At 70.7% G+C, this 24,919-nt stretch carries 19 protein-coding genes; 12 read left to right on the plus strand and 7 right to left on the minus strand.

Going from position 1 to position 24,919, the window contains the following annotated elements; genetic code table 11:
• Positions 1 to 67 precede the first annotated feature (67 nt).
• On the minus strand, positions 68 to 763 hold the full coding sequence (locus ABJI51_RS42575; protein WP_348956895.1) for an ESX secretion-associated protein EspG: 696 nt from the start codon (positions 761 to 763) through the stop codon (positions 68 to 70).
• A gap of 243 nt (positions 764 to 1,006) precedes the next feature.
• Here ABJI51_RS42575 and ABJI51_RS42580 point away from each other — a divergent pair, with 243 nt between their 5' ends.
• The 8 genes from ABJI51_RS42580 (at position 1,007) to ABJI51_RS42615 (ending at position 13,562) form a co-directional block, all read left to right on the plus strand.
• Positions 1,007 to 2,035, plus strand: coding sequence for a hypothetical protein (locus ABJI51_RS42580; RefSeq protein ID WP_348956926.1), 1,029 nt, complete (start codon positions 1,007 to 1,009; stop codon positions 2,033 to 2,035).
• A 57-nt stretch (positions 2,036 to 2,092) separates the two neighbouring features.
• Positions 2,093 to 6,256 (plus strand): polymorphic toxin-type HINT domain-containing protein, encoded by a 4,164-nt coding sequence (locus ABJI51_RS42585; protein ID WP_348956896.1) that lies wholly within the window; start codon positions 2,093 to 2,095, stop codon positions 6,254 to 6,256.
• A gap of 2 nt (positions 6,257 to 6,258) precedes the next feature.
• Entirely contained in the window at positions 6,259 to 6,735 is a 477-nt protein-coding gene (locus ABJI51_RS42590) for a hypothetical protein (RefSeq protein ID WP_348956897.1), read from the plus strand.
• Positions 6,736 to 6,802: 67 nt separating this feature from the next.
• Positions 6,803 to 7,249, plus strand: coding sequence for a hypothetical protein (locus tag ABJI51_RS42595; RefSeq protein ID WP_348956898.1), 447 nt, complete (start codon positions 6,803 to 6,805; stop codon positions 7,247 to 7,249).
• Between the two features lie 10 nt (positions 7,250 to 7,259).
• A complete protein-coding gene (locus ABJI51_RS42600; protein ID WP_348956899.1) occupies positions 7,260 to 7,583 on the plus strand; it encodes a hypothetical protein in 324 nt (107 codons plus the stop codon).
• A gap of 83 nt (positions 7,584 to 7,666) precedes the next feature.
• Positions 7,667 to 9,679: an AbfB domain-containing protein gene (locus ABJI51_RS42605; protein WP_348956900.1), complete on the plus strand. Its 2,013-nt coding sequence runs from the start codon at positions 7,667 to 7,669 to the stop codon at positions 9,677 to 9,679.
• A gap of 53 nt (positions 9,680 to 9,732) precedes the next feature.
• Positions 9,733 to 11,784: an AbfB domain-containing protein gene (locus ABJI51_RS42610; protein ID WP_348956901.1), complete on the plus strand. Its 2,052-nt coding sequence runs from the start codon at positions 9,733 to 9,735 to the stop codon at positions 11,782 to 11,784.
• A gap of 119 nt (positions 11,785 to 11,903) precedes the next feature.
• A complete protein-coding gene (locus ABJI51_RS42615; protein WP_348956902.1) occupies positions 11,904 to 13,562 on the plus strand; it encodes an AMP-binding protein in 1,659 nt (552 codons plus the stop codon).
• A gap of 94 nt (positions 13,563 to 13,656) precedes the next feature.
• Here ABJI51_RS42615 and ABJI51_RS42620 read toward each other — a convergent pair whose 3' ends face one another.
• Entirely contained in the window at positions 13,657 to 14,613 is a 957-nt protein-coding gene (locus ABJI51_RS42620) for a R2-like ligand-binding oxidase (protein WP_348956903.1), read from the minus strand.
• Complete coding sequence (locus ABJI51_RS42625; protein ID WP_348956904.1) at positions 14,610 to 15,209, minus strand: TetR/AcrR family transcriptional regulator; 600 nt, start codon at positions 15,207 to 15,209, stop codon at positions 14,610 to 14,612. The genes ABJI51_RS42620 and ABJI51_RS42625 overlap by 4 nt, the downstream gene beginning before the upstream one ends.
• A 96-nt stretch (positions 15,210 to 15,305) precedes the next feature.
• Between ABJI51_RS42625 and ABJI51_RS42630 the strand changes: the two genes are divergently transcribed.
• Complete coding sequence (locus tag ABJI51_RS42630; RefSeq protein WP_348956905.1) at positions 15,306 to 15,923, plus strand: HAD family hydrolase; 618 nt, start codon at positions 15,306 to 15,308, stop codon at positions 15,921 to 15,923.
• On the opposite strand, the gene ABJI51_RS42635 is transcribed toward ABJI51_RS42630, so the two are convergent.
• A complete protein-coding gene (locus tag ABJI51_RS42635; protein WP_348956927.1) occupies positions 15,920 to 16,102 on the minus strand; it encodes a hypothetical protein in 183 nt (60 codons plus the stop codon). The two genes, ABJI51_RS42630 and ABJI51_RS42635, sit on opposite strands and share 4 nt — an antisense overlap.
• Before the next feature lie 184 nt (positions 16,103 to 16,286).
• Between ABJI51_RS42635 and ABJI51_RS42640 the strand changes: the two genes are divergently transcribed.
• Positions 16,287 to 16,673, plus strand: a complete 387-nt coding sequence (locus ABJI51_RS42640) for a cold-shock protein (RefSeq protein WP_007033367.1) — start codon at positions 16,287 to 16,289, stop codon at positions 16,671 to 16,673.
• A 409-nt stretch (positions 16,674 to 17,082) separates the two neighbouring features.
• On the opposite strand, the gene ABJI51_RS42645 is transcribed toward ABJI51_RS42640, so the two are convergent.
• From ABJI51_RS42645 to ABJI51_RS42655, 3 genes are read right to left on the minus strand one after another with little or no spacing between them, the layout of a single operon-like run.
• Entirely contained in the window at positions 17,083 to 17,559 is a 477-nt protein-coding gene (locus tag ABJI51_RS42645; RefSeq protein WP_348956906.1) for a DUF2771 family protein, read from the minus strand.
• Between the two features lie 9 nt (positions 17,560 to 17,568).
• Positions 17,569 to 19,584 (minus strand): MFS transporter, encoded by a 2,016-nt coding sequence (locus tag ABJI51_RS42650; RefSeq protein ID WP_348956907.1) that lies wholly within the window; start codon positions 19,582 to 19,584, stop codon positions 17,569 to 17,571.
• 38 nt (positions 19,585 to 19,622) lie between these two features.
• Positions 19,623 to 20,402: a glutaminyl-peptide cyclotransferase gene (locus ABJI51_RS42655; protein ID WP_348956908.1), complete on the minus strand. Its 780-nt coding sequence runs from the start codon at positions 20,400 to 20,402 to the stop codon at positions 19,623 to 19,625.
• Positions 20,403 to 20,453: 51 nt separating this feature from the next.
• On the opposite strand from ABJI51_RS42655, the gene ABJI51_RS43655 reads away from it, so the two are divergent.
• The gene (locus ABJI51_RS43655; RefSeq protein WP_431605723.1) at positions 20,454 to 22,118 is read left to right on the plus strand and encodes a DUF3027 domain-containing protein; all 1,665 of its coding nucleotides are present in this window, start codon (positions 20,454 to 20,456) and stop codon (positions 22,116 to 22,118) included.
• Positions 22,090 to 24,918: a sacsin N-terminal ATP-binding-like domain-containing protein gene (locus ABJI51_RS42665; protein WP_348956909.1), complete on the plus strand. Its 2,829-nt coding sequence runs from the start codon at positions 22,090 to 22,092 to the stop codon at positions 24,916 to 24,918. Before ABJI51_RS43655 ends, ABJI51_RS42665 begins: the two co-directional genes overlap by 29 nt.
• Position 24,919: the final 1 nt, after the last annotated feature.

Genomic DNA, 24,919 nt, shown 5'->3' on the forward strand with positions numbered 1-24,919 from the left:
CCTCCCCGTCGTCTCGGCACCACCCTGCGTGGTCCCCTCGCACTGTACTAGTGACGAACAGGCAGTGTCAGTGGTTCCGGCCACGCTCGTGGAGCCAGCTTCGCAGGTGGGAACCATCCGAAGGGGTGAACCGGACCCGGGTTTCGCCGTCCGGCAGGGGCTCGTGGACCATCAGGAACCGGCCGCCGTCGTTGTCGACGAACGTTGTTGTCCCGATCGGGTGGAGGGCACCCTGGCCGTGGCGGGCGGACAGCTCGAACGTGCCGTAGCGGTGCAGTGGCCACTGGGAGAACTCCGCTGCGGCGGCCGTGTCGGCGCGCGTGGCCGGGGTGACGAACGTCAGCTCCGGCAGCGGGACCGGCCGGTACGCCGGGAGCATCCCGACCACCAGGTCGACCAGGCGGTCCGGGCGGGTCTGGGCGAAGAGGATCTCCTCGTCCGCCAGTTCCGAGAACACACCCAGCCCGTGGCCGACGGCCGCCCGGTAGAACACGCGGCGGCCCTCTTCCGCCGCCCGGACGATGATCAGCACGTCCGGCTGGGTCCATGCGCGCAGGGTCTGCTCGACCTCGATGTCCAGCTTGTCCGGACCCGCCAGGCCGCGGGCCCGCAGCGACTCCCAGCACTGCGCCGCGATGCGGTCGTGCTCCTCCAGGGTGCGGCCCGGGCTGCGGATCTCGAACGGGTGCCAGTTCGCCGGGAGGCCGGTGCGGCGGACCGCCGTGTCGACCTCTGCGAGGCTCAGTGAGAATTCCTCCGGCACGTCCCCGAGCGTAGCGGACCTGCCACCCGCTGCTCACGCCGTGGCGGCCCGTTACTCCGCCGTCAATCGCCGGGGCCGGTTGGTTCGTTACCGATATCCGGCCCATCCTGCCTGTGAGTTTTCTCGCCGTTGAGATTCCCCTTGCCTTCTCCTTACAGTGGCCTCACCCCTGCACGCAGCTGCCGGGGCAGAGGGGGGAAACCAATGCGCAGGCGCGCACTGCTTTGTGCTGCTTGCTTGTCCGTGGCCGTTTCGGTACTGGGGCCCGTCGTCACGCCGTCCGCGAATCTCGCGCTCGCGGCCGGGGCGAGCACCCAGAGCCTGGCCGCCGACAAGGTGTGGGTGCAGTACCTGGCCAAGTACGACCCGCGGTCGACCGTCCGGATCGCCGCCTGGCAGGCGTTGCTGTCCAGCGCGCCGGACGCCGCGATCGCGCAGTTCGTCACTTCGGGTTACGACTACGCGGTCAAGCTCGCCGCGGAACGCAAGGCCCGCAACATGGACTTCGCCAAGCGGGTGCTGGCCACCTACACCGCCGAGTTCTCGCCGGAGGTGCACGCGGCGGCCCAGTTCGCGGTGAACAGCCGGGACGACGCGGACCGCGAGCGCTTCGCCAACGGCGGTTTCGCCGCGGCCAAGCAGCGGGACACCGCGGTGCGTGACGCCAAGGGCGAGCAGGCCGCCGCCCTCGTCGAGGCGGACCGGGCCTTCGTCCGGAACCTCGCCGCGAACGACCCCGGCGCCCAGGTCCGGGTAAGCGCTTCCTACGCCGTTCGGGTCGGCGCCACCGACAGCGACCTCGTCGACTTCTTCGCCAGCGGCTGGGCGTTCGGTGCCCGGCTCGACCTCGAGACGTTCCGCCAGCGCAGCGCCGACGACGACACCCGGTGGCGGGCCGCGCTGGCCCAGCTGATGACCGACGCCGCCGCGGCCGAGCAGGCGGCGAAGGACGCCTCGGCGGACCTCGCCGAGCAGGCCAGGGCCAAGGCCGTCCAGGCGTGGCAGGCCGTCGGCGCCCAGACGACGCCCGCTCGCTCGTACTGGAGCGAAGCGCGGGACATGGCGGACACCCAGGCCGCCAACTGGGCCGCGGTGTACGCGGCCGCGAGCGCCGCCAGCGGTCCGAACTGGACCGCGATCCGCCAGCCGGCGCAGGCCGGGCAGGCCGACTGGGACGCCGAACGGGAGTTCGCCGCGCAGCAGGCCGCGTACTGGAATTCCCTGCTGCAGCAGGCACTCGACGGCGAACAGCGGGTCCGCGCCGGCGCCTGAGCTTCACCCCGGTCCTCGCCGGACCGGGAATCCGCATTTTCTCAGAGGGGGACAAGGGTGAGACGCGCGCGCTCTGCGTTGGTCGTTTTCCTGGCTCTGGCCGTGTTCGCCGGGCTCGTGCAGCCGGTGGCCACCCCGGCCGTGGCCGCCACACCGGCGGTCGCGGCCGACGAGCCGCCTGCCACGACCGCGCCGCGGCCGATGCCGCCGGACCCGTACCGGGAGTGGGACGGCAGCACCGGTGTGCCGGACTGGGGCGACCCCCGGTTCCGGCAGATCGTCGTCGACAACGCGGAACTGGCCGAGGACCAGGAAGTCCGGGACGCCGCTTCGGCGGCGCTGGCGGCCGGTGGCACCGAGCCGCTCATGGACTTCCTCAACCGCGGTCTCGACGAGGCGCGGGCGAAGGCCAAGGCCCGCAAGGACGCGGCGGCGCGCAAGAACCTCGCCGACGTCCAGGCGCTGCGCGGGACCGGCGGCCCTTACCTGCGCGCAGAAGTCGAGCGCGTGCTCGCCGGGTCCGATTCGGACCGGATGCTGTTCCTGGCCTACGGCAAGGACATCGCGAACCAGCGCGACGCGGAGGCCGCGCAGGGTGAGCAGGACCGGCTGGCGCAGAACCGAAGCCGCGTGCAGATGCTCGCCGGTGCCGGCGGTCCCGAGGTGAAGCGGGCCGCACAGTCCGCTTTGGACAGTGGTGACGCGGCCATCGCCACGTTCCTGGCGTCCGGATACCTGGCCGCGGCCAAGGTCGACGCGGACGCGCGTGAGCAGCAGATCAAGGACGAAGAGGCGCGGAACAAGGCCGCGGAGGAACTGTCCGAACTGGCCCGCAAGGCCGCCAGGGCCGCGCAGGCGCGGCGGGATCTGCTGGTGGCGCACGGAAACGGCGTCAAGGCGCTGGAACGGTCGTCGAACGCGCTGATCGCGGCGAGCAACGAGGCCCGGCACGCCGAGCAGATCCTGGTGGCCAACAAGGCGGGCGGGCAGCACCCGGCCGACGCGTTCAACGGCGTGAAGGCGGAAGTCGCGCGCCAGCTGGGATACGCGCGGCAGGCAGCGACGGACGCGCAGTCGGCTTCGGCTTCGGCCCGCGTCCAGGCGAACATCCTCGTCGAAACCGGGCTGACCTACGGCACGCAGTGGGCGCAGATGGCCGACGGGATGGCCGCCGCGGCCGCCGCCGCGGTGTCGGCGTCCGAGACGGCGCAGCACACGATCGACGCGACGGCGTTCACCGACCAGGCGCGCAACGCCCAGGAAGAGGCCGAACGGCACGCCAAGGCGGCCGAGCAGTGGCACCAGTACGCCAAGCAGCACGCGCAGGCGGCCGCCCAGATCGCCGACGCGGCCCGCGTCCAGGCCGAAGCAGCGAAGGACGCGGCGGCCCGGACGAAGGCGGCGCGCGCGGCGGCCGAGCAGGCCGAGCAGCAGGCGTGGGCGGCGGCGGAACGGACGCGCAACGCGCGTATCACCGCCGAACGCGAAGCGGCCAACGCGGCTGCCGCGCGGGCCACGGCCGAGCGCGAGCGGGCCAACGCGGCCGCGGCGCGGGCACGGGCCGACCAGCAGGCGGCCGTCGCGCACGCGGCGCGTGGGGAAGCTGACCGGCAGGCCGGCATCGCCAACGCGGCGATGCTGGACGCCCAGCAGGCGGACGGCGTCGCCGGGCAGTGCGAGGCCAACGCCCGCACCCAGGCCGACAATGCCGCCCAGGCAAGGGATCGCGCGTACGCGGCCGAGCGTGACCAGCGCGCGGCGGAAGCACGCGCGGCGGCAATGGACGCCATGGCGGCGGCCTCGGCGGGTGGGGCGAACGAAGCCCCGGCGCGCGAGGCGGCGGCCAGGGCACGCACGGACGCGGGGATCGCGCGGAACGCGGCGGGTGCCGCACGCGGGGCGGCCAACACGGCTACCGGCGCGGCGGCGGGCGCCCGAGCGGCGGCGACGGACGCAACTCGTGCCGCGGCGCGGGCCCGTGCGGCAGCTCAGGCGGCCGCGGCCGCCGCGGCGAGGGCGAACGCGGCGGCGAACAAGGCCGAAGCCGAAGCTGCCGCAACGCACGCCGCGGCACTGCGGTCGAACTCGGCCGCGTCCGACGCGACGCTGAACGAGACGAAGGCGGCGGAGGCCGCTCGTGCCGCGGTTTCGCTGGCCGAGCAGGCGGCTTCCGAGTCGATCCAGGCGCTGCGCGCGGCCGAGCGGACGAAGGCGGAAGCCGACGCGGCGGCAGCGGAGGCGGTGTCGGCGGCCACCCAGGCGACCCTGGCGGTCCAGGCGGCAACGGCGGCGAGGACGTCGTCCCAGGCGATCACCGAGCCGGCGAACACGGCGATCACGATCGCCGCACCGTTCAGCGGCACGGACCTCGACGCCGACTTCGTGCTGCTGGTGGCGGGCCAGGCCCAGGCGGTCGGCGCCGAGCAGGCGGCCGCAGCCCAGCGGCGCGCGGCCGAGGCCCTGGAAGCGGCCCGCCTGGCCCAGGAAGCCGCGAACAAGGCCAAGGACGAGGTCAAGCCGGCCTTCGACGAGGCAGCGGCGGCGGCCCGCTCGGCGGCCAACGCGGCCCAGTCGGCGGCAGAAGCCCAGCAGTCGGCAGCCGACGCGGCGGTCGACGGAGCGGCAGCCCGAGCGGCGGCAGCCCGAGCAAACCAGGCGGACGCCCAGGCCCACGACGACGCGGTCCGAGCCCGCCGAGCAGCCAACGCGGCCAACAACGACGCGGCCATCGCAGGCCGCGCGGCTTCGGCGGCCGAAGGTGAGGCGGCAGCAGCCCGTTCGGCGGCGTCGCGGGCGGAGGCCGACGCAGCGGCGGCCCGCGACGCGGCAAGCCGAGCCGAAGCGGACGCAACGACGGCGGAAGCCGCGGCGGACAGCGCACAGAAGCACGCGGACGCGACGGCGGAGCTGGCGAAGACCGCGATGGATGCCGCCATCGAAGCGGGCAAGGCCGCGGACCGCGCGGAAGAAGCCCAGCGGCAGCGCGATGCGGAAAACCGCAAGCAGGATCTTGCCGCGGACGAGAACGAGCAGGAGATCTCCGTTGACGACGAGGAGATCCTGTTCATGGAGGGCGGCCCGGACGCGCTCAAGGAGTACAAGGACGCGCTCAACCAGGCCAAGGGCGGCATCATCGATTACCTGATCGCCAATGGTGGTCAGATTCTGCTCGACCTCGTCGGGATCACCGATGCCAAGAAGTGCTTCGGTGAGGGCGATGTCGAAGCCTGTTTGTGGACTGTGCTCAATGTCGGATCGCTGGTGACCCTGCTGGCGAAGCTTCCGGCCGTGGCGGCGGCGGTCGGCAAGGTGGCCGCTGGGCTGACCAAGTTCCTCGAGGGATCGAGGCTCGGCCGCAAGATCCTCGAGTTGTCCAAGAAGACCATCCAAGACGCGAAGATTGTCTGCAAGCCGAAGAACAGTTTCGCCGCAGATACGCCTGTCCTGATGGCCGACGGCTCGCATCGGCGCATCGACAGTGTCGCCTCCGGTGACCAAGTCGTTGCGACTGACCCGTTGACGCGGCAGACAGCGTCGAAGCGAGTAAGCGCAGTGATCACAGGTGAAGGTGAGAAGCACCTTGTCGAGATCACTGTCGATCTCGACGGCGATGGCGGCGACCGGACCGGTTCGGTCGTGGCCACCGGCGGTCATCCCTTCTGGGTCGATGGGGAAGGCCGCTGGATCGATGCCGAGGATCTGAAGCCAGGCGAGCTGCTGAGCACGGTCCAGGGTGTGCAGCGGGCGATCGTCTCGGTGCGGAGCTGGACCGAAGTACGCAAGGTCTACAACCTCACCGTCGACGGCATCCACACCTATTACGTGGACGCGCGGGGCGCGGATGTTCTCGTCCACAACTCCGAGGGCCCGTGCGACGAGGGTGAAATACCGACACCCAAGAAGAGCAAAGAAATTCCGGTCGACACCCATAGCTGGGAGGCTGCACGCAACGAGGCTCTCCAGTTGCTGGGCGAGATCGATCCGGCGACCCGCATTCCCTACGTCGGCCGGATGGAGACCGCGACGTCGACCTACAACAAGGTTTGCGGATTCGAGACCAGGGTGAACGGGGTGTTCAAGCGGTTCCGGCTGGACTGGGACCCCGTGAAGGGCCCGCATATCAACGTGATGGTCGGAAGTGGTCGCACTGGCCAGAAATGGGCAATAAAATGGCCGGGAACCCAGGCGGAATTCGAGGCAATTCTACGCGGTAATATCTAGACATGAATACCTATTACGGAACTCATCCTGGCGCGTTGAAGCCTCTGCTGGACACCGTCGGTCCCGCCGAGCGCGAACTCGTCAGGCAGTTCACGGCAGCTGAGGACGCCGAGTTCGGCTCCCGGAGCGTCAACCGGTTTCCGATCGATCGGAACACGACCGGCGCGAAGGACTGGTCGGGAACTCGGATCCACGAACAGCGGGTCGAAGATGACTACGACGAGGCGGCTCGGCTGCTTGCCGAACTCGTGCTCAGGTACTCGCCGTCGACTTCCGAGGTCGTCGTGTTCTGGGGAAACGTGGTCATCCCTTCGATCGGTATACCGGCTCGGCTTGCTGCGGAGAACGCTGGATTGCTGATTGATATCGGCGACGATGTCTGGATCTATGCGCCGGGCAGCGGTGTCCTCATCGAGTACTGGCACTCCGGTCGGATTACGGCGGGTGAGGTGCCGAAAGAAACGCAGAGGGGAACATGAGGAGGGCTAACGTGCTGTCCCGTGCCGCACCCGCATGACGCCCACTGAAGGAGAAACGGAAATCGCCGTGATCGAAGTACGCACGTTCCTGCGGAATCCGGACGGAACGTTCGGGCAGCTTTCGGAGTCGTCGGCTCCGCCGAAGGATCCGTGGTACGTCGAAGGGGCGATCGAGCTGGTGGTCGACGGGGTCGAGGTCTGCGGGCAGGCGCAGTGGGACCTCGTCGACCAGCTCTGGGCCTACATCTGCACGATGCTGGAGGAGTTCCGCACACAGGACCGGGTTTCCACGAACTTTCCCGACATGCCGGTGGAACTCGTTTTCGAGCGCCTTCCCGCCGGACGCGTACTGGTCACCTGTGCCGGTAGTGAAGTTCGCCGGGCGGCGACCGGCGAGGGCGAGTTCGTGCGTGCGCTGAGCAGTGCGGCACGGTCGGCGTTGGAGCAGTTGTCGGCTCTTCTTCCGTCGAATTCGGCGGGGTACGAAGACGCTTTGCGGCGTCTCGGCAAGTAAAAACTCGTAGGTGGTTATGTACCGGATCAGCGCCGAAAACCTGGTGCTCGACGTCGAACTCGGCGGAGACGCGCCGGACGAGGTCGAGGCCGCGGATGCGTGGGTGACCCTCGCCGACGGGACGAGGTGGACGGCGACGTTCTTCACCCACGCCGAGGTCGGGCGGGTCATGGAGCGCTGGCGGGCATCCGGTGAATGCCTGGGCGGCCGCTACTTCGCGTGCCGGCCGGACCTGGTGATCACCCGCGAGTCCGGCGTGCGCGAGATGCTCGCCGTCGTGCGGGATCTCGTGGCCACCGGGCAGCACGAGTCGATGTTGCACCGGGTCTGCTGATGGGCGGCTCCGGCTCTGGGGCGGCTGAACGGCGTCCGTCCGTCAACGAACGAGGGAAAATGCGAAGAAAATCTTCAGGTCGAGTGAGAAGCAGCGTCCTGGTGGCCGCGACGGCGGTCACCCTGCTGGCCGGAGTCCCGGCGCAGGCCGCGCCCACGAGTCAGGCGGTCACGGCCGCTGCGGCCACCGCCGTGCCCGAGTCCACAATGGAGGACAAGGTCCGCGCGGCCGCGGTACTCGGCATCGTCGCGGGGGACGACCTGCTCGTGCTCGCCGACCGCAACTTCGTCATCGCCCTCTGGCGGCAGGCGACCGGCCTCGAGGTGCGGGCCTCGGCCGAACTGGCCTTCGCCGGGTCGGATCTCGAATGCACCCAGTGGATCAAGACCGGGCTGGCCGAGGCCAAGAAACGCGACGACGTCAACCAGATCCGCGACGCCGAAATCGCCAGGCAGGCACGGGAACTCAAGCAGCACGCCGCCGCCACGATCGGGATCACCGCCGAGCCCGAACTGCTCGTGCAGAGCTACCGGGACTTCGTCTACGCACTGTGGCAGCGGGCGACCGGCCCCAAGGTCAAGGCCGCCGCGCTGACCGCGTTCGGAGCCGATGAGGCCGCGCAGAAGGAGTTCCTGCTCAACGGGATCGTCGCCGCGCACGCGCAGGACCAGCAGGACGCCATCGACGCCGACCACGCCGCGACCGAGGCCGAGAAGGCGCGCATCGCCGCTCGCAACGCCAAGGCCAACGCCGCCGCAGTACTCGGGATCGTCGCGACCGAAAGCCTGCTCGTTCTCTCTGACGACAACTTCGTCCGGGAAATCTGGAACCGCGCCGTGCCGGGGTCGGAGGTCGCCGTCGCCGCCGAGACGGCGTTGCGCAGTAGCCTTCCGGCCGACTGGAAGGCCTTCATCGACACCGGCATCTACGACGCCAACCGGCGCGACATCGCCATTGCGCTGCAGAAGAAAGCCGATGCCGACCGCAAACGCCTTCAGGAACTGAAGACCAGGGCCGAGAACAGCGGCGTGCACCCAGCGCTCGCCGCGGCCGCGGCGACCGCGCTGACGGGTGACCCCGCGACCGTCGACCGGTTCCTGCGGATCGGCCAGTACGAGGACGCTGCCCTGCGGCAGTCGCTGCAGTCGGATTCGCCCGGCTTGCGGGGGACCTTCGTCCGCGGCGCCAAGGGCGGGCAGGCCGTGGTCGCGGCAGGCAACACCGATCCGCGACCGGGCGACGGCGTGGACGCGACGTGGAAGGTCGTTCCCGGCCTGGCCGACCCCGACTGCCACTCCTTCGAGTCCGCCGCCGACCCGGGTTTCTACCTGCGGCAGCTCGACTTCAAGGTGCTCATCGTCCAAAGTGACGGGTCCGACAGGTTCCGCGCCGACGCCACCTGGTGCACCCGTCCCGGTGTCGCGGCGGACGGGCTTTCGCTGGAGTCGAAGGGCGCGCCCGGCCGGTTCCTGCGGAACTACGGCGGCCTGGTGTACGCGGCGGACAGCAGCGGCGCGCACCCGTACGACGCCAAGACCTCCTACGACGTCGACCGGTTCTGGCGGATCCGCGGGGAAAACCCGGCCATCACGGCGATCCAGTTCCGCTGGCTCAACGACGACGCCGTGCGCGCCCGCGTCGGTGACCCGGCCGGGGACGAGGTCGTCACCGGATCCCTGCGCTACCGCGACTACACCAAGGGACGGCTGACCTGGTCGGCCGCCACCGGGGTCAAGGAGATGGAAGGCAACATCCTCGCCCGGTACAAGCAGACCGGCGGGATCAGCTCGCCGCTCTACGGCGCGCCGACGACCGACGAGACCAGCACCCCGGACCGCGTCGGCCGCTACAACCACTTCGCCGGCGGCGGCTCGATCTACTGGTCGGCGAACACCGGCGCGCACCTGATCCACGGCGCGATCAAGGATCGCTGGCAGGCACTCGACTGGGAGCGGTCGTACCTCGGCTACCCCGTCACCGACCCGTTCGACAGCAAGCCGGGCGTCCTGTGCAGCAACTTCCAGCACGGCTCGATCACCGTCACCAAGGCGACCGGCGCCGTCACCGACTCGCGCACGCTGTGCCCGGTGCCATGACGGACCCGGGCCACCACAGGGGAATCCACAGGGGAAATCCGCAGGGAGAAATCATGCAGGGAAGAAGACCCGGGTTGCTGACCCGGACGGTCGTCGCGGCCACCGCGCTGACCGTCCTCACCGGACTGATCGGTCAGGTGCCCGCCTCCGCGGCCGGCACTCCGGCAGCCTCCACTTCGGCCACCGCCGCTCAGCTTCCTGAGGCCACTCAGGAAGAAAAGGTCAACGCGATCCGCACGCTCGGCTTCGACATCGACAACAGCTGGCTGGTGCTGCGGGACCGCGACTTCGTGTTCAAGATCTTCGACACCACCGACGAAATGAAGAACACGCTCGTGAAGGCCGCCGCGCTGCAGGCGTACCGGGACGGCGACGCCGCCGCGACGCAGTTCATCCGGACCGACATCTACGCTCTCGACCGGCAGGACAAGGAAAACTACGCCCGGACGAAGCTCGAACGCGACCAGGCGCGCAAGCTCAAGCAGTCCGCCGCCGCGCTGATCGCGATGCCGGTCACCGACCAGCAGCTGGATCTCGGGTACCGCGACTTCATCTACGACATGTGGCGCTTCGTCACCGGCTACCCGAAGGTCAAGGCCGGGCTGCTCGACGCGTTCGGGGCCGACGAGCCCGCGCAGAAGGTCTTCCTCGCCTCCGGCCTGCTCGCCGCGAAGCGGCAGGACCAGCAGGACGCCATCGACGCCGACAAGGCCAAGACCGAGGCGGACAAGGCCCGCGACGCCGCCCGCAACGCCCGCGCGAACGCGGCGACCGTGGTGCTGCTGCAGACCACCGACGCGATGCTCGACCTGCCGGACGACTTCTTCATCCGGAAGCTGCTCGAGAAGGCCGTCGCCGGTAGTGAGGTCGCCAAGGCCGCGCAGGCCGCGCTGAACAGCTCCGCCGCCGCCGACTGGCGGGCGTTCCTCGTCACCGGGATCTTCGCCGCCGACAAGCGGGACGTCGAGATCGCGCGGGAGCGCAAGGCCGCCGAGGACCGCCAGCGCCTGCTGCAGCTCAAGGCGAAGGCGGAGGCAGGCGGCATGCGTCCGCGGCTGGTGGCCGCCGCCGCGGCGGCGCTCGCCGGCGGGGCCGACGCGGTCGCCGCGTTCCTCGCCAAGGACGTCCAGCAGGCCGGTCTCCTCGACCAGGCACTCGAGGTCACGACGCCCGGCTACAAGGGCCGGTACGTGCAGAGCAGCGGCGGCGACGCCTGGACGGCCACCGGCGACGCGGGCACCAGCGGCACGGCCAAGGTGGGCGCGGCGACCTGGACCGTCACCGAAGGACTGGCCGACCCGGACTGCTTCTCGCTGAAGTCCACTGAGGTCGAAGGCGCCTACCTGCGGATCAAGGACCTGCGCGTCCAGCTCGCGGCGAACGACGGCACCGACGCCTTCAAGCGCGACGCCACCTGGTGCTCGAAGCCCGGCCTGTCCGGCACCGGTGTCTCGCTCGAGGTGAAGTCCCAGCCGGGCCGCTTCCTGCGGCACGTCAACGCGCAGATGTGGGCCGCGAACAACTCCGGGGCGAACTGGTTCGACGCCGACCGCCTGTTCCTCGAGGACGCGTCGTGGGCGGTCGTCGGGCCGGACCCGGTGGTGACCACGCCGATCACCACGCGCTGGCTCAACGACGACGCGTTCCACGCCGCCGTCGGCAACCCGAAGGCCGACGAGGTCTACGACGCCAACGGCGTGAACGGCCTTCCGGTGCGCTACCGCGACTTCGACAAGGCACGCGTCTACTTCAGTGACGCGGCGGGCGTGCACGCCGTTTCCGGCGCGGCGCTGGAGAAGTACAAGAGCGTCGGCGAGTACCACTGGCTGCTGCCGATCATCGACACCACGGGGACGCCGGACGGCATCGGCAGCTACACCCACTTCCAGAACGGGGCGTCGATCTACTGGAGCCCGAACACCGGCGCACACCTGGTGTACGGCGCGATCCGGACCTGGTGGGAGAACCTGGGCTGGGAGAAGTCCTACCTCGGTTACCCGCTGACGGACGAGTCCCCGGCGGGCAACCTCCGCCGGAGCACGTTCGAGCACGGCAACATCGACCACGACCCGGCCACCGGCCGGACGTGGGACTACCGCGTCTGAACGCGGGCTTCGTGACCGTTCCGGGCGGCTCCGGCCGCCCGGAACGGTTCGCGTGACTGGCTCCCCGGCGACGGTGTTCCTAGACTCGGCGCAAGTCACCGCCGACTTCAGGAGGCACCATGCCTGACGCGCCCGCCTTGCCGAGTTACTCCTCGGGGGTTTCGGAGGTCCCGCTGCTCGGGGACACGATCGGTGACAACTTCGACCGGACGGTGGCCGCGTTCGGGGAGCGGGACGCCCTGGTCGACCGGGCCGCCGGCCGCCGGTGGACCTACCGGGAGCTGGCCTCCGAAGTGGACGCGCTGGCGCTGGGGCTCGCCGGCCGGGGCATCGGCAAGGGCGACCGGGTCGGGATCTGGGCGCCGAACCGGGCGGAGTGGACGTTCCTGCAGTACGCGACCGCCAAGATCGGCGCGATCCTGGTCAACATCAACCCGGCCTACCGCTCGCACGAGCTGGAGTTCGTGCTCAACCAGGCCGGGATCCGGCTGCTGGTCGCCGCGGAGAAGTTCAAGACCTCCGACTACGCCGCGATGATCGGCGAGGTCCGGGAGCGCTGCCCGCGGCTGGAGCAGGTCGTGCTCCTCGGCAGCGACGACTGGCAGGCCCTGCTCGACGCCGGCGCCGAAGGTGACCGGGAGCAGCTGCGGCACCTGCAGGCGGGGCTGTCGGCCGACGACCCGATCAACATCCAGTACACCTCGGGCACGACCGGCTTCCCCAAGGGCGCCACCCTGTCCCACCACAACATCCTCAACAACGGCTTCTTCGTCGGCGAGCTGTGCGGCTACAGCGAGCAGGACCGGGTGTGCATCCCGGTGCCGTTCTACCACTGCTTCGGCATGGTCATGGGCAACCTCGCCTGCACCAGCCACGGCGCCTGCATGGTCATCCCGGCCCCGGCGTTCGACCCGCTCGCGACCCTCGAAGCGGTCGCCGCCGAGCGGTGCACGTCGCTCTACGGCGTGCCGACCATGTTCATCGCCGAGCTGAACCACCCGGACTTCGGCCGCTTCGACCTGTCGTCGCTGCGCACCGGCATCATGGCGGGCTCGCCGTGCCCGGTCGAGGTGATGAAGCAGGTCATCGACCGGATGGGCATGCGGGAGGTGTCGATCTGCTACGGCATGACCGAGACCTCGCCGGTGTCGACGCAGACGCGCGCCGACGACTCCGTCGAGCGTCGCGTGTCGACGGTCGGGCGCGTCGGGCCGCACCTGGAGGTCAAGGTCGTCGACCCGGAAACCGGGCTGACCGTGCCGCGCGGCGAGCCGGGCGAGCTGTGCACGCGTGGGTATTCGGTGATGCTCGGCTACTGGGAGCAACCGGACAAGACGGCCGAAGCGATCGACGCGGCCCGCTGGATGCACACCGGCGACCTGGCGATCATGGACGGCGACGGCTACCTCAACATCACCGGCCGCATCAAGGACATGGTCATCCGCGGCGGCGAGAACCTCTACCCGCGCGAGATCGAGGAGTTCCTCTACACCCACCCGGACATCGTCGACGCGCAGGTCGTCGGCGTCCCGGACGAGAAGTACGGCGAGGAGCTGATGGCCTGGATCCGGCTGCGCGAGGGCGCTTCGCCGCTGACGGCGGAGAAGCTGCGCGAGTTCTGCACCGGCAAGCTGGCCCACTACAAGATCCCGCGGTACGTGCACGTCGTCGAGGAGTTCCCGATGACCGTCACCGGCAAGGTCCGCAAGGTCGAGATGCGCGAGCAGGCGATCAGCCTGCTCGGCCTGGAGAAGGCGGCCGCGGCGAAGCACGCCTGAACCGGACGGCGCGCTCGCGTGCGCCTCTTACGCAAGCGATGTCTCGACGAGGGAGGTGAACCGTGACTCGATCTTGGGACTGGTGAGAAGGGGCTCAGCCCGCCGCGGCGGCGGCCTCGGCGATCGCCTTCGCGTCTTCCTCGCCGAAGGTTTCCTCGAGGTGCTCGGGGGAGTAGTCCAGGTCGATCTGCTCCACCGGCATCCCGCGCGCCGACTCGATCGCGCCCAGCCTGCGCTGGGCGCGATCCGCCGCGTACTGGACGATCTCCTGCGGGTCGTTGTCGAACGGGAGCTCCTCGAACTGGTCCTGCACCCACTGGATCATGTTCAGCGCGTGCGGCAGCAGCTCGCCCATCCGCTGCTGCACCGCGTCCCACAGCGAGTCGTCCGCCGCGACGTGGCGGCGGCACGTGAACGTGCCCCACGCCATGTGACGGCGTTCGTCGTCGCCGATGCGGCGGACCAGTTCCTGCATGCCCGGCAGGATGTCGTGCTGGGTGCAGATCAGCTGCCACGAGTAGTAGCCGGTCAGCGCCAGGCTGCCCTCGATCACGTGGTTGTACGTCACGCTGGCGCGGATCTGGTTGAGCGGGCTCGGATCGTCCTCCAGTGCCCGCAGCGACTGCGGCAGCTCTTCGTAGAAAAGCTTGCGGTAGTGCGGGTTCTCGGCGACGAACGGATGGAGGTCGCCGGTCAGCCCGACCGCGTCCATCCAGCGCCGGAACACCTCCGTGTGCTTGGCCTCCTCGAAGCAGAACTGCGTCAGGTACATCTCGTCGCCGAACCGGCCGGTCGCCGACATCGCCCGGATGAACGGCTGGATGTCCTCGGTGACGGCCTCTTCGCCGGCGATGAACTGCGCGACCAGGTATGTCGTGCTGCGCTGCTGTTCGGGGTTGAGGGTGTCCCAGCCTTCGCGTTCGCGGCTGAAGTCGATGTCGGCGGGGTTCCAGAACTTGCTGTTGCCCTTGACGAACAACCGCAGGGGGAACGAGTCCCAGTTCAGCCCGCCCTGGCGCAGCGAGGAGAATCCGGTCCGCAGCTCGGTCATCGTGTCACTCCATTGTGGACGAATTGGCGGATGGCGGGTGCGACGACGGCGGTGACGGCGTCGGCCGCCTCGGCCGCCGAGTGGGTCGGCAGCACCAGGTGCGACAGGGAAAGCCGGACGACGGTCTCCGCGAGCAGGGCCGCCGCCTCGGCGGACAGGCGTGGCTCCAGCTCCCGGTACAGCCCGGCGGCGAGGTCCGCGGCCGCGGTCAGGATCGGCTCGCCCCTGCTCGTGAGCAGCGGCAGCAGGTCCTCGCCCGCTTCGGTGCCGAGCGCGGCGGCGACCAGGCGGTTCTCCCGGGCATGCTCGATCGTGTAGACGACGGCCTGGTGGATGCCCGGCAGCAGCCCGCCTGCCGCCTCGAACCGCTGCCGGATGCCGTCGAGGAACTCCGCCGCGGTCCGCAGCGCCACCGCCTGGGTCAGCGCCGCCTTGCTGCCGAACTCGTTGTAGACGGTCTGCCTGCTCACCCCGGCCCTGGCCGCGACGTCGGCCATCCGCAGCCCGGCGTGCCCGCGGTCGGGCAGCAGGTCCGCGGCGGCGTCGAGCAGGGCCTCCCGCAGGGACGCCTTCATCCGGCTGGTGAAGCTCGTCACACCCCCACCTTGACACAGATCGCCCCGGTGTCAAGACGGTGTACACGGTCAGTGATCGCGTCAAAATTGTCGGTGGTGGTCATTAGGGTGGATCGCGTGGGCATCACTGTGGGGTTCGACCTCGACATGACACTGATCGACGCCCGGCCGGGCATGGCCGCGGCGATGAACGCGCTCGGCGTGGAGTCCGGCCTGCCACTGGACGGCGAGGCGTTCGCGGCCAACCTCGGCCCGCCGCTGGACGACATCCTGCGCGGCTTCGAGGCGCCGGAGGAACGCATCCCGGGGCTCGTCGACCGGTTCCGCGCGATGTACCCGGAGGTGGTCGTGCCGAGCGCCGTCGCGCTGCCGGGCGCGGTGGCGGCGCTGCGGGCCGTCCACGCCGCCGGCGGGCGCACGCTGGTCGTCACGGGCAAGTACGGGCCCAACGCGCAGCTGCACGTCGACGCGCTCGGCCTGGAGGTGGACGAGGTCATCGGCGAGCTGTGGTCGACACAGAAGGCCGAGGCGCTCCTGGCACACGACGCGCGCGTGTATGTCGGAGATCACGCCGGCGACATCCGGGGTGCGCTCGCCGCCGGGGCGATCCCGGTCGGCGTCACGACGGGGCCGTGCGACCGCACGCTCCTGCTGAGCGAAGGAGCGGAGGTGGTGTTCGACTCGCTGACGGAGTTCCCGGAGTGGTTCGCGAAGACGTGCGCGGCGGTGCCCTAACTCTTGGCGCGCGCTTCCCGGACCAGCGCGATCAGGCCGAGCAGCAGCCCGAGCGGCGTGATCACGCCTGCCGCGACGGACAGCCAGATCGGCAGGTTCTCCAGGCCGGCGGCGAACATGATGAACACCGTCAGCACGGCGAGCATGCCGATGCCGAACAAGCCGATGCCGATGCGCATCAGGAACGGTTTGCCGGGGGCAGCCACGGCGGCCTCCTTCGTCGCGGTCTTCACGACGCAAAGGGTATCCGCCGGTATCGACTTCTCCCCAGGGCCTGTGGCGAGATACCCTTTACCCAGCGCGCCCTGGGTACGCCCCGGGCGCGTTCGTCGTGAGCGGACAGCAGAAGGATTGGTGAGGGAAGTGCCGACCGGCAAGGTCAAGTGGTACGACGCGGAGAAGGGGTTCGGGTTCGTCACGCAGGACGGTGGCGCCGACGTCTACATCCGCAAGGCCGCGCTGCCGCAGGGCGTCGAGGGGCTCAAGGCCGGTCAGCGGCTGGAGTTCGGCGTCGCCGACGGCCGCCGGGGTCCGCAAGCGCTCTCCGTCCGGCTGCTCGACCCGCCGCCGTCCGTCGCCGAGGCGCGCCGCCGCCCGGCCGAGGAGCTGCACGGCCTGATCGAGGACATGATCAAGCTGCTCGAGCTGAAGGTGCAGCCGGACCTGCGGCGCAACCGCTACCCGGACCGCAAGCACACCAAGCAGATCGCCGAGATCATGCGCGCGGTCGCCCGGGACCTCGACCCGTAAGCCGTCGATCGCCGACCGAGCCGCGGCCCGACCCGCTCCGCGGGCCGCGGCAGCCCACGCGCGCGAGCCGGTACCGACCCAAGCGCCCCAATGTGGCCTTGGCGAACCACCTTTGCTGACCTCTGTCTCCGCGGGGAACCGTGGTCCAGGGGCAGTCGGAGGGTGGTGCGGTGTCTTGAATGACTCATTCAGGTCTTCGGAGGTCCTGAATGAGTCATTCACGACGCTGAGGTGAGCCACCGCCGCCCGCGCTGGGCCTGCGCTCTGCCCGTCGGGGCAGTAGGTCACCAATTGACCGTTCGCCTTGGGTGCGTTGAATCGGCACTGCGGCGCGAAGCGCCTCCGTTGAGGGTGGTGGCGGGGGCATGGATGGAGCACCGAAGGCCACATTGGGCGCTCGTGAGGCGGCCTAGGCCTCCAGCCGCAGACCCCACACGTCGCTGGGCAGCAGGCCCGACTCGCCGGTGTCCGCGTTGAGCACGGCGGTGTACTTCTGCACGTCCACGGCCGAAATGCGGTCGGCGGGCGTGGGCGGCTTGACCGTGTACGCGTAGCGGTCCAGCGACGTGAACGGGATCGGGTCGCTCTGCTTGTACTCGCCCCGCGGGGTGACGTACTCGAAGACGATCTGCCACGGCGAGTCCGCGACCTCGCCCGGCACCGAGATCTGCACCGGCTTGCCGGGGCGGACCTTCAGCGTCTGCGTGCCGCCCTTCGCGCTGCACGGCTGCGGGAGCCGCTGCGAGTAGTCGCAGGTGAGCACCGGCGTGGCGCGGATCGTGTGGCCGTCGGCGTAGAACGTGACCTCGGCCGGGCCGGGGGCCGAGCAGCCGGCCACCGCGAACCCACCGGCCGCAAGCAGGGCCACCACCCGGGAACGTCGCATGGCCGGAGCCTACCGGCGGGCCGTCCGGTCGCCGGGCAGGCCCTGTGCCGGGAAGCTGCCGGTCGGCTCGGGGCGCAGCGGCCGGTCGCCGCCGAGGCCCGGCACGAGTGAGCCGCCGCGGCGCACCAGGTACGTCTGGGTCAGGCCCACCGCCAGCACGATCGTGATCACCAGGAAGCCGATCCAGTACGTCGGCGGCAGCAGCAGGCCGACCGCGCCGCCGAGGCACCAGGCCAGCTGCAGCACGGTTTCCGAGCGGCCGAACGCCGACGCGCGCGACTCCTCGGGCAGGTCCTCCTGGATGACGGCGTCGAGGCTGATCTTCGCCAGCGCGCTCGCCGTCGCACCGATCAGGCCGACGATCGCGGCGGTGGCCAGGCCGGGCAGGATCGTCGCGACCAGCGCCGCCAGCACACAGCCCGCGACACAGCCGACGATCACCTGGTCGGGACTGCCGAAGTGCAGCCGCGAGCCCAGCGCGTTGCCGAGGAACCCGCCGGCGCCCGCGGCGGCGCCGATCACGCCGAGCAGCAGCAGCTGCACGAACGGGCTGTGCCCGCTGCCCTCGGTCTGCGCCTTGACGGCGAACGCGGCGAACATCATGAGGAAGCCGGTGAGCACGCGCACCGAGCCGTTGCCCCACAGCGCGACGACGATGTGGCGCCCCATCGGCTGGCGGCGTTTCTTCTCCTTCGGGTGGGCCCACAGCGACGTCGGGACCTCGCCCTCGGTCGCCTCCACCCAGGACGGGATCCGCATCGACTGCACCGCGGCGGCCACGCAGATCAGCGCCGTGAACCACAGCGCGCCCGCCGACCCGGTGATCGCGTTGACCCCGCTGGCCAGCGCGCCGAACACGCCCGCGGCGACCAGGCCGAAGGTGGTCAGCCGGGCGTTGGTCTTGGAGAGCGTGATCTCCGAGGGCAGCACCCGGGGCGTCACCGCGGCCTTGAGCACGGTGAACGACTTCGACAGCACCATCATCCCGAGCGCGGCGGGGTAGAGCAGCCAGTCGTCGAAGTGCAGCGCCATCACGACGGCCATCAGGCCCTGCCCGATCGACGACGCGCACATCGCCAGCCGCCTGCCGCGCTGCACCTTGTCGAGCGCGGGCCCGATCACCGGCGCGACCAGCGCGAACGGCGCGATCGTGATGAGCAGGTAGAGCGCGACCTTGCCCTTGCTCTCGCCGCTGGTCGCGGCGAAGAACAGGGTGTTGGCCAGCGCGATGGCCATGGTCGCGTCGCTGGCGTAGTTCAGCATCACGGCGTAGGTCAGCGACGTGAGGCCGGACTTCTCGGCGCCGTCGGCCTTCGTCGCCCGCTGGAAGGCGCCGACGGCCTGCCCGGTCAGCTGGCGGCTGCGCATGGCCGCGACCCGCGTGACGGTGATCTTCTTCGGCAGCTTCGGCGTGCCACCGGGTGTGCGCGGTTCCTCCCGCGGTGGTTCGGGTTCGGGCCGCGGCTCGCCGGCGTAACCGCCGGTGTCGTAGTGCTCGTATTCGCCGCTGCCGGGATAGCGGTCACCCTGGTAGAACCCGCCGGGTTCGCGGCGCACGGGTTCGGTGCGGTGCGGGTCGTAGGGCCGCGCACCGCGCGGCGGCGGCCGGTGCCCCGTGGGCGCGGCGGCGGTCGGGGCCTCGTTCGCGTCCGGCACGCGAGGGGCGGACCGCGGACGTTCGGCACGCGGGGGCGGCGGTGCGCTGCGGTGGTCGGCGTGCGGCGCTTGGGGTTCGCCCCGGGTCGGCGGTGGCGCGCTGGCGTGCGGCGCTTGGGGTTGGACGCGGGGCGGTGCGCCGCGGTGGTCGGCGTGCGGCGCTTGCGGTTCGACGCGGGTCGGCGGCGGCGCGCTGCGGTGCTCGGCGCGGGTCGTCGGCGGCGTGTCCCTGGCGACGTCGCGCCAGGACCTGGCCTGCGCCGCGCCCGGCTCCGGCGTCCAGCGCCGCTTGGACTTCCGGCCGCCCGGCTGCCCCGGCCGTCCGGAACGCGAACCGTCGGAGTCGGAGCGGGAGCCGAAGAGTGCCACGTCTCAATCCTGCCTTACTCCGGGCCGGTTCCGCCTGCTCATCCGTGCTTTCCGGGCGAAGCCGGGACGAACCTCACGCGGAACGTGACCGGCCACTGCTTCCCGGTGAGCAGGAATTCGCCGGTCCCGGGGACGGCGGCGATGCCGTTGAGCACGTCCTCGGCACCGGTCGTGTTCACCTGGGCACGCAGGCGAGCCGCGTCGATCGTCGCGGTGACGTGCCCGGTGGCGGCGTCGATCCGCAGGATCGTGTCGGTGTGCCAAACGTTTGCGTAGACGTCGCCGCCGACGCATTCGAGCTCGTTGAGCTGGTCGCGCCCGACGTCGACGCTGCCGGTCACGGCGAAGGTCTCCGGATCGCGGAAGGTCAGCCACGAGGAGCCGTTGCTCATCACGAGCCGTCCGCTGTCCTGGTGACACAGTCCCCAGCCTTCACCCTGGTAGGGGACGCGGCGCAGCTCGGCGAGGGTCCTGGAGTCGCGTTCGATGGCGAAGCCGTCCTGCCAGGTGAGCTGCCACAGCGTCGGCCCGAGCACGGTGACGCCCTCGCCGAAGAGGGGCGACGGCAGCGTGGCCGTCGTGGCGGGCGGCCCGCCGGCGGGGCCCGCGGTGAGCGTCGACCGGCCGGCGAGCCCGGTGCTTTCGTACAGGGTGTCCCCGGAGAATTCGAGGCCTTCGGTGAAGGCGGCGGGGTCGTGCGGCAGGGTGGCGACGACCTCGACGGTGAGCTGCTCGGGGCCGGGTTCGGCGGCGGGCGCGCCGGCACAGCCGCCGAGCGAGGCGGCGAGCAGCAGGGCGGTGATGATCGGCGTGCGCACGTTGAACAGCCTGGCACGGGCGTCGCGGATGCGTGCGGCACAATTGGCCGCATGACTTTGCTGCTGACCCTGGACGACGGTTCCGTGCAGCGCAAGCTCGCCGACGCGGTGGAGTTCGCGCGAGCTGCGGTGCTCGAGGACGCACCCGAGGAGCAGCTGGGCGCCCATGTGGGGGTCACCCGCGAGGACGCGGTCACGGCAAGTCACCTGTTCGAGGCCCAGGTCCCGGGCTACGGCGGCTGGCGCTGGTCGGTGACGGTCGCGGTGGCGGGCGAAGACGAGCCGGTGACGGTGAGCGAAGTGGTGCTGGTCCCGGGCCCGGACGCGCTGGTCGCGCCGGCCTGGGTGCCATGGGAGCGCCGGGTCCGCGCGGGCGACCTCGGCGTCGGCGACATCTTCCCGACGGACGAGAACGACCCGCGCCTGGCCCCGGCGTACCTCCAGTCGGACGACCCGGCGGTGGAGGAGGTGGCCCACGAGGCAGGACTGGGCCGAGTCCACGTACTGTCCCGCTTCGGCCGCACAGAGGCGGCGGCCCGCTGGCACGCGGGCGAGTTCGGCCCTCGGTCGGACATGGCCCGCAGCGCCCCGGACGTGTGCGGAACGTGCGGGTTCTTCGTGCCGTTGGCGGGTTCGCTGCGCGGAGTGTTCGGGGTATGCAGCAACGACATAGCCCCAGCGGACGGCCACGTGGTCGACGTGGAGTACGGCTGCGGAGCCCATTCGGAGGTCGAGGTCGAGCTGACATCGTCGATCCCGGTGGCAGAGCTGGTGTACGACGATTCGTTGCTGGACTTCACCCCGGCCCCGGAGGTGGTGGAGACGCCGGCGGCCGAGCCGGAGACGGCGGTGGCGGAGTCGGACGTATCGCCGGTGGAGACGGAGGTTGCCGAGCCTGCGGAGGCGGAGCCGACCCAGGCCGAGGTGACCGATGGGGTTGCCGAGGCGCCGGAGGCCGCGGGGGCGGAGCCGACCCAGGCGGAGGTGACCGATGGGGTTGCCGAGGCGCAGGTGCCGGAGTCTGTGGAGGCGGAGCCGACACCAGCTGAAGCGACTGGCGCGGTCGCCGAGCCGGTGGAGAGTGAGGTTCCCGAGCCTGCGGAAGCGGAGCCGACCCAGGCGGAGGTGACCGATGCGGTCGCCGAGCCGGAGCAGATCGAGGCGACCGAGGCGCGCACCGAGCCGACTCACGGGCATGAGCCGGTTGGTGCTGATGCCGAGGCGCCCGAAACGGCTGTCACCGAGACCCCGGAGCCGGAAGCTGCCGGGACCGAACCAGGCCAGGCCGCCGATGTGGTCGCCGAGCCGGCGGCCGCCGGGGCGGAGCTGGCTCCGGTTGTGGCGACCGATGCGGTCTCCGCGCCGGAGGAAGCCAGCGCGGAGCCGAGCCCAACGGAAGCCGTGGAGCAGACTGCTGCAGCCGAGGCGCCTGTGACCGCCGGGATCGAGCCGGTGCAGGCTGAAACGATCGCCGAGGCTCCGGCTGCCGTGGGTGAGCCTCGGGTCGGCGAGTCGGAACCCGCCCAGGCCGATGTCGCCGCCGAACCGCATGCTGCCGAGGGCGGGTCGCCGCAGGCCGATGTGGCTCCTGAGCGCGAGTCGGCGGCGGCCGCCGAGGCCCAGCACGGTGGGAGCGAACCTTCCTCCCAGGCCGATGAAGCTCAGGCCGAGGTTGACTCTGCTGGTGATGTGGCCGGTGACTCGCGCTTCCACTGAACCGCTCGGGGCCGATCCCTTCGGCACCGAGCGGCTTCGGGCCGCCACTCTGCGGGCCTGGCAGGACTCGCCCACCCGGCTCATCGAAGACACCAGCGTCGAACGGGATCTGCGTGTCGGTGCCTACCGGGATCGGCTCTTCGTCGAACTTGCCCAGAATGCCGCCGATGCCGCCATGGCCGGGGGCTCTCCCGGGCGGGTCAAAGTGTCCCTTGTGGACGGCGAACTGCGGTTCGCCAACACCGGGGCGCCGCTCGACTCACGGGGGGTTGCCTCGCTCGCCTCGCTGCGGGCCTCCGGCAAGACCGGGGACACCGTCGGGCGCTTCGGGGTCGGCTTTGCCGCCGTGCGGACCGTCTCCGATGAACCTCGCGTTCTCTCCACCAGCGGGGGCGTCCTCTTCTCCGCCGAACGGACCCGCGAAGCCGCCGGCATCTCCGGGGAAGTTCCCGTCCTGCGGCTGCCCTGGCCCGCGCCCGCCGAGGTGCCCGATGGCTATGACACCGAAGTTCGGCTGCCGCTGCGGGACGGTGTTGACGGGCAGGCTCTGCTCGACCAGCTCAAGGATGACATCGCCGATCTTCTCCTTGCCCTTCCTTGGCTCGCCGAGGCCGATGTGGACGGTCTCAAGTGGACTCGGACCGTGCATCAGGATGTCGTCGAAATCCGTGGGCCGGAAAGGGAAACTCGCTGGCTGACGCATCGCGGTGACGTCGTCTGGGCCGTTCCGGTCGACGAAGAAGGCACGCCGGAACCGCTCGATGAAGACGTTCTGCACGCTCCCACTCCGACCGACGACGGGCTTTCGCTGCCTGCACGGCTGCTTGCCTCTGTGCCGGTCGAGCCTTCGCGGCGGCGCGCACTTCCCGGACCCGAGCTGAACGACGCGCTCGAGAAGGCCGCCGCCGAATACGTTGGTCTCGTCAGGCTTCTGCCTCCAGGGAAACGGTTTGCGCTCGTTCCGGCGCCCGGGTTTCCCAAGTCTGCTGTGGACGCCAAGCTGCGTGACGACGTACTGGCGAATCTGGCCGCGGAACCATGGCTGTCCACTGAGGACGGTAACGAGGTTTCCGGGCGGCAGGCCAAGGTGCTTGACGTCGAGGTGCCGGGACTGCCCGCCCTGCTCGCCGAGATCGTTCCCGGGCTGCTCAAGGGTGACGCACCTGTGCAGACACTGAAAGCCGTTGCGGTGCAAGTCGTCCGCATCGAAGAGGTGCTGGAAACGCTTACCGGCGTCACGCGCGAGCCGGGCTGGTGGCGGGACGTCTACGCGGCCCTCGCGTTCGCCGTCGACACCCATGCGCTGGCCACGTCCCGATTGGACGGACTGCCCGTCCCGCTGTCCGACGGCCGGACGCTGCCGGGTGCTCGTGGCTGCCTGCTCGTCGAGGGCTCCGCCGAACTGCTCGAACTGCTGTCCGATGTGGATATTCCCGGCCTTCGGCTTGTGCACCCTGCCGCGTCGCATCCGTTGCTGGAACGCTTGGGCGCCAAGCATGCCGACGCGCGGGAGCTGCTCAACGCCGACCAGCTGCGTGACGCCGTCGAACGCAGTGTCGAAGACGTCCGGTCCGGTTTGGACGGTACGACGCTCGCCGGTGCCGTGCTCCGGCTGATTGCCGACTGCGGCGACGACGCGCCGGGCTGGGTGGGTGCGCTCGCCCTGCCCGGCACCGACACCTGGCGCCGGGCCGACGAACTCGTCCTGCCTGCCTCGCCGCTGCTGGACATCTTCGACGAAGAGGTCTTCGAGGAGGACGGTGCGCTGGACGTCCTCGACGAGGACTTCGCCGGGGACTGGCCGGACAGCACGCTGAAGGCCGCCGGGGTGCTCGACTCGTTCGCGCTGGTCGTCGACGAGGAACCGCACGAGCCCGACCACGACCTGCCCGACGAGGAAGCCTGGTGGGACTCGCTGCCGGAGCCGCCGTCGACGCTCGTCGCGATCCGGGACCTCGACCTCGTCGCCGACGACGCCTGGCCCGCCGCGCTGCGCCTGCTCGCCGCGCGGCCCGCCACCTGGCACGCCCTGCGCGCGGCGCACGGCCATGCCGCCTGGTGGATCGCGCAGTACGCGGTGCTCGACGGTCTCGCTCCCGCCGAATGGCGGCTGCCGGACGCCGATCTCGACGGGCTCTACGACGAGGTCCCCGACCTCGGCCTCGGCGAGGAGCTGCTCAAGGCCGCGGGCGTGCGCGCCGACCTGACACTGTCCACAGTGGAAGAAGCGGACGATCTCCTGGCACGGCTTGCCGATCCGGATCGGACTGTCCCGGCCGGACTGGTCACGCGTGCCTACGAAGCCGTCGTGGCGTCGGGGCTGGAGCCGGGCGTGCCGCGGGCCGTCCGGGCCGCCGACGGGTCCGTTGTGGACGACGCACTCGTCCTGGACGTGCCCTGGGTGGCCGGGGCGCTCGAAGCGGACCGGTACGTCGTCGCCCCGGACGAGCCGGAACGGCTGGCGGAGCTGCTGGACCTGCCACTCGCGAGCACCGAAGAAGCCCAGGTGGCCAGCGAAGGCGAGTACGTGCCGTGGAGTGAACTGCCCGCGCTGAAGCTCGTCGCGGACCAGCTCGGCATCCGGCTGCCCGAGGGCGGGGTCCTGGTGCACGACCCGCTCACCGTGCACATCCAGGGTGCCGATCACGACGTCCAGTGGTGGTCCGATGACCGGCTGCACGCGGCCGACACGTCGGAAGGCCTGGCACGCGCCTTCGCCTGGGCGGCGGGGCGCTGGCCGGACCGGCACCTGATCACGGCGCTGCTCGACGACCCCTCGCCGCGGACGCTGCTGGCGTAGG

Source organism: Amycolatopsis melonis, from assembly GCF_040064235.1.
Classification (GTDB): domain Bacteria; phylum Actinomycetota; class Actinomycetes; order Mycobacteriales; family Pseudonocardiaceae; genus Amycolatopsis; species Amycolatopsis melonis.

What these genes read in the sequence shown, in the direction of transcription:
- ABJI51_RS42590 (WP_348956897.1), top strand. Translation starts at nt 6,259, where the DNA reads ATGAATACCTATTACGGAACTCATCCTGGCGCGTTGAAGCCTCTGCTG.
- ABJI51_RS42610 (WP_348956901.1), top strand. Translation starts at nt 9,733, where the DNA reads ATGCAGGGAAGAAGACCCGGGTTGCTGACCCGGACGGTCGTCGCGGCC.
- ABJI51_RS42615 (WP_348956902.1), top strand. Translation starts at nt 11,904, where the DNA reads ATGCCTGACGCGCCCGCCTTGCCGAGTTACTCCTCGGGGGTTTCGGAG.
- ABJI51_RS42620 (WP_348956903.1), bottom strand. Translation starts at nt 14,613, where the DNA reads ATGACCGAGCTGCGGACCGGATTCTCCTCGCTGCGCCAGGGCGGGCTG.
- ABJI51_RS42635 (WP_348956927.1), bottom strand. Translation starts at nt 16,102, where the DNA reads ATGCGCATCGGCATCGGCTTGTTCGGCATCGGCATGCTCGCCGTGCTG.
- ABJI51_RS42645 (WP_348956906.1), bottom strand. Translation starts at nt 17,559, where the DNA reads ATGCGACGTTCCCGGGTGGTGGCCCTGCTTGCGGCCGGTGGGTTCGCG.
- ABJI51_RS43655 (WP_431605723.1), top strand. Translation starts at nt 20,454, where the DNA reads ATGACTTTGCTGCTGACCCTGGACGACGGTTCCGTGCAGCGCAAGCTC.
- ABJI51_RS42665 (WP_348956909.1), top strand. Translation starts at nt 22,090, where the DNA reads ATGTGGCCGGTGACTCGCGCTTCCACTGAACCGCTCGGGGCCGATCCC.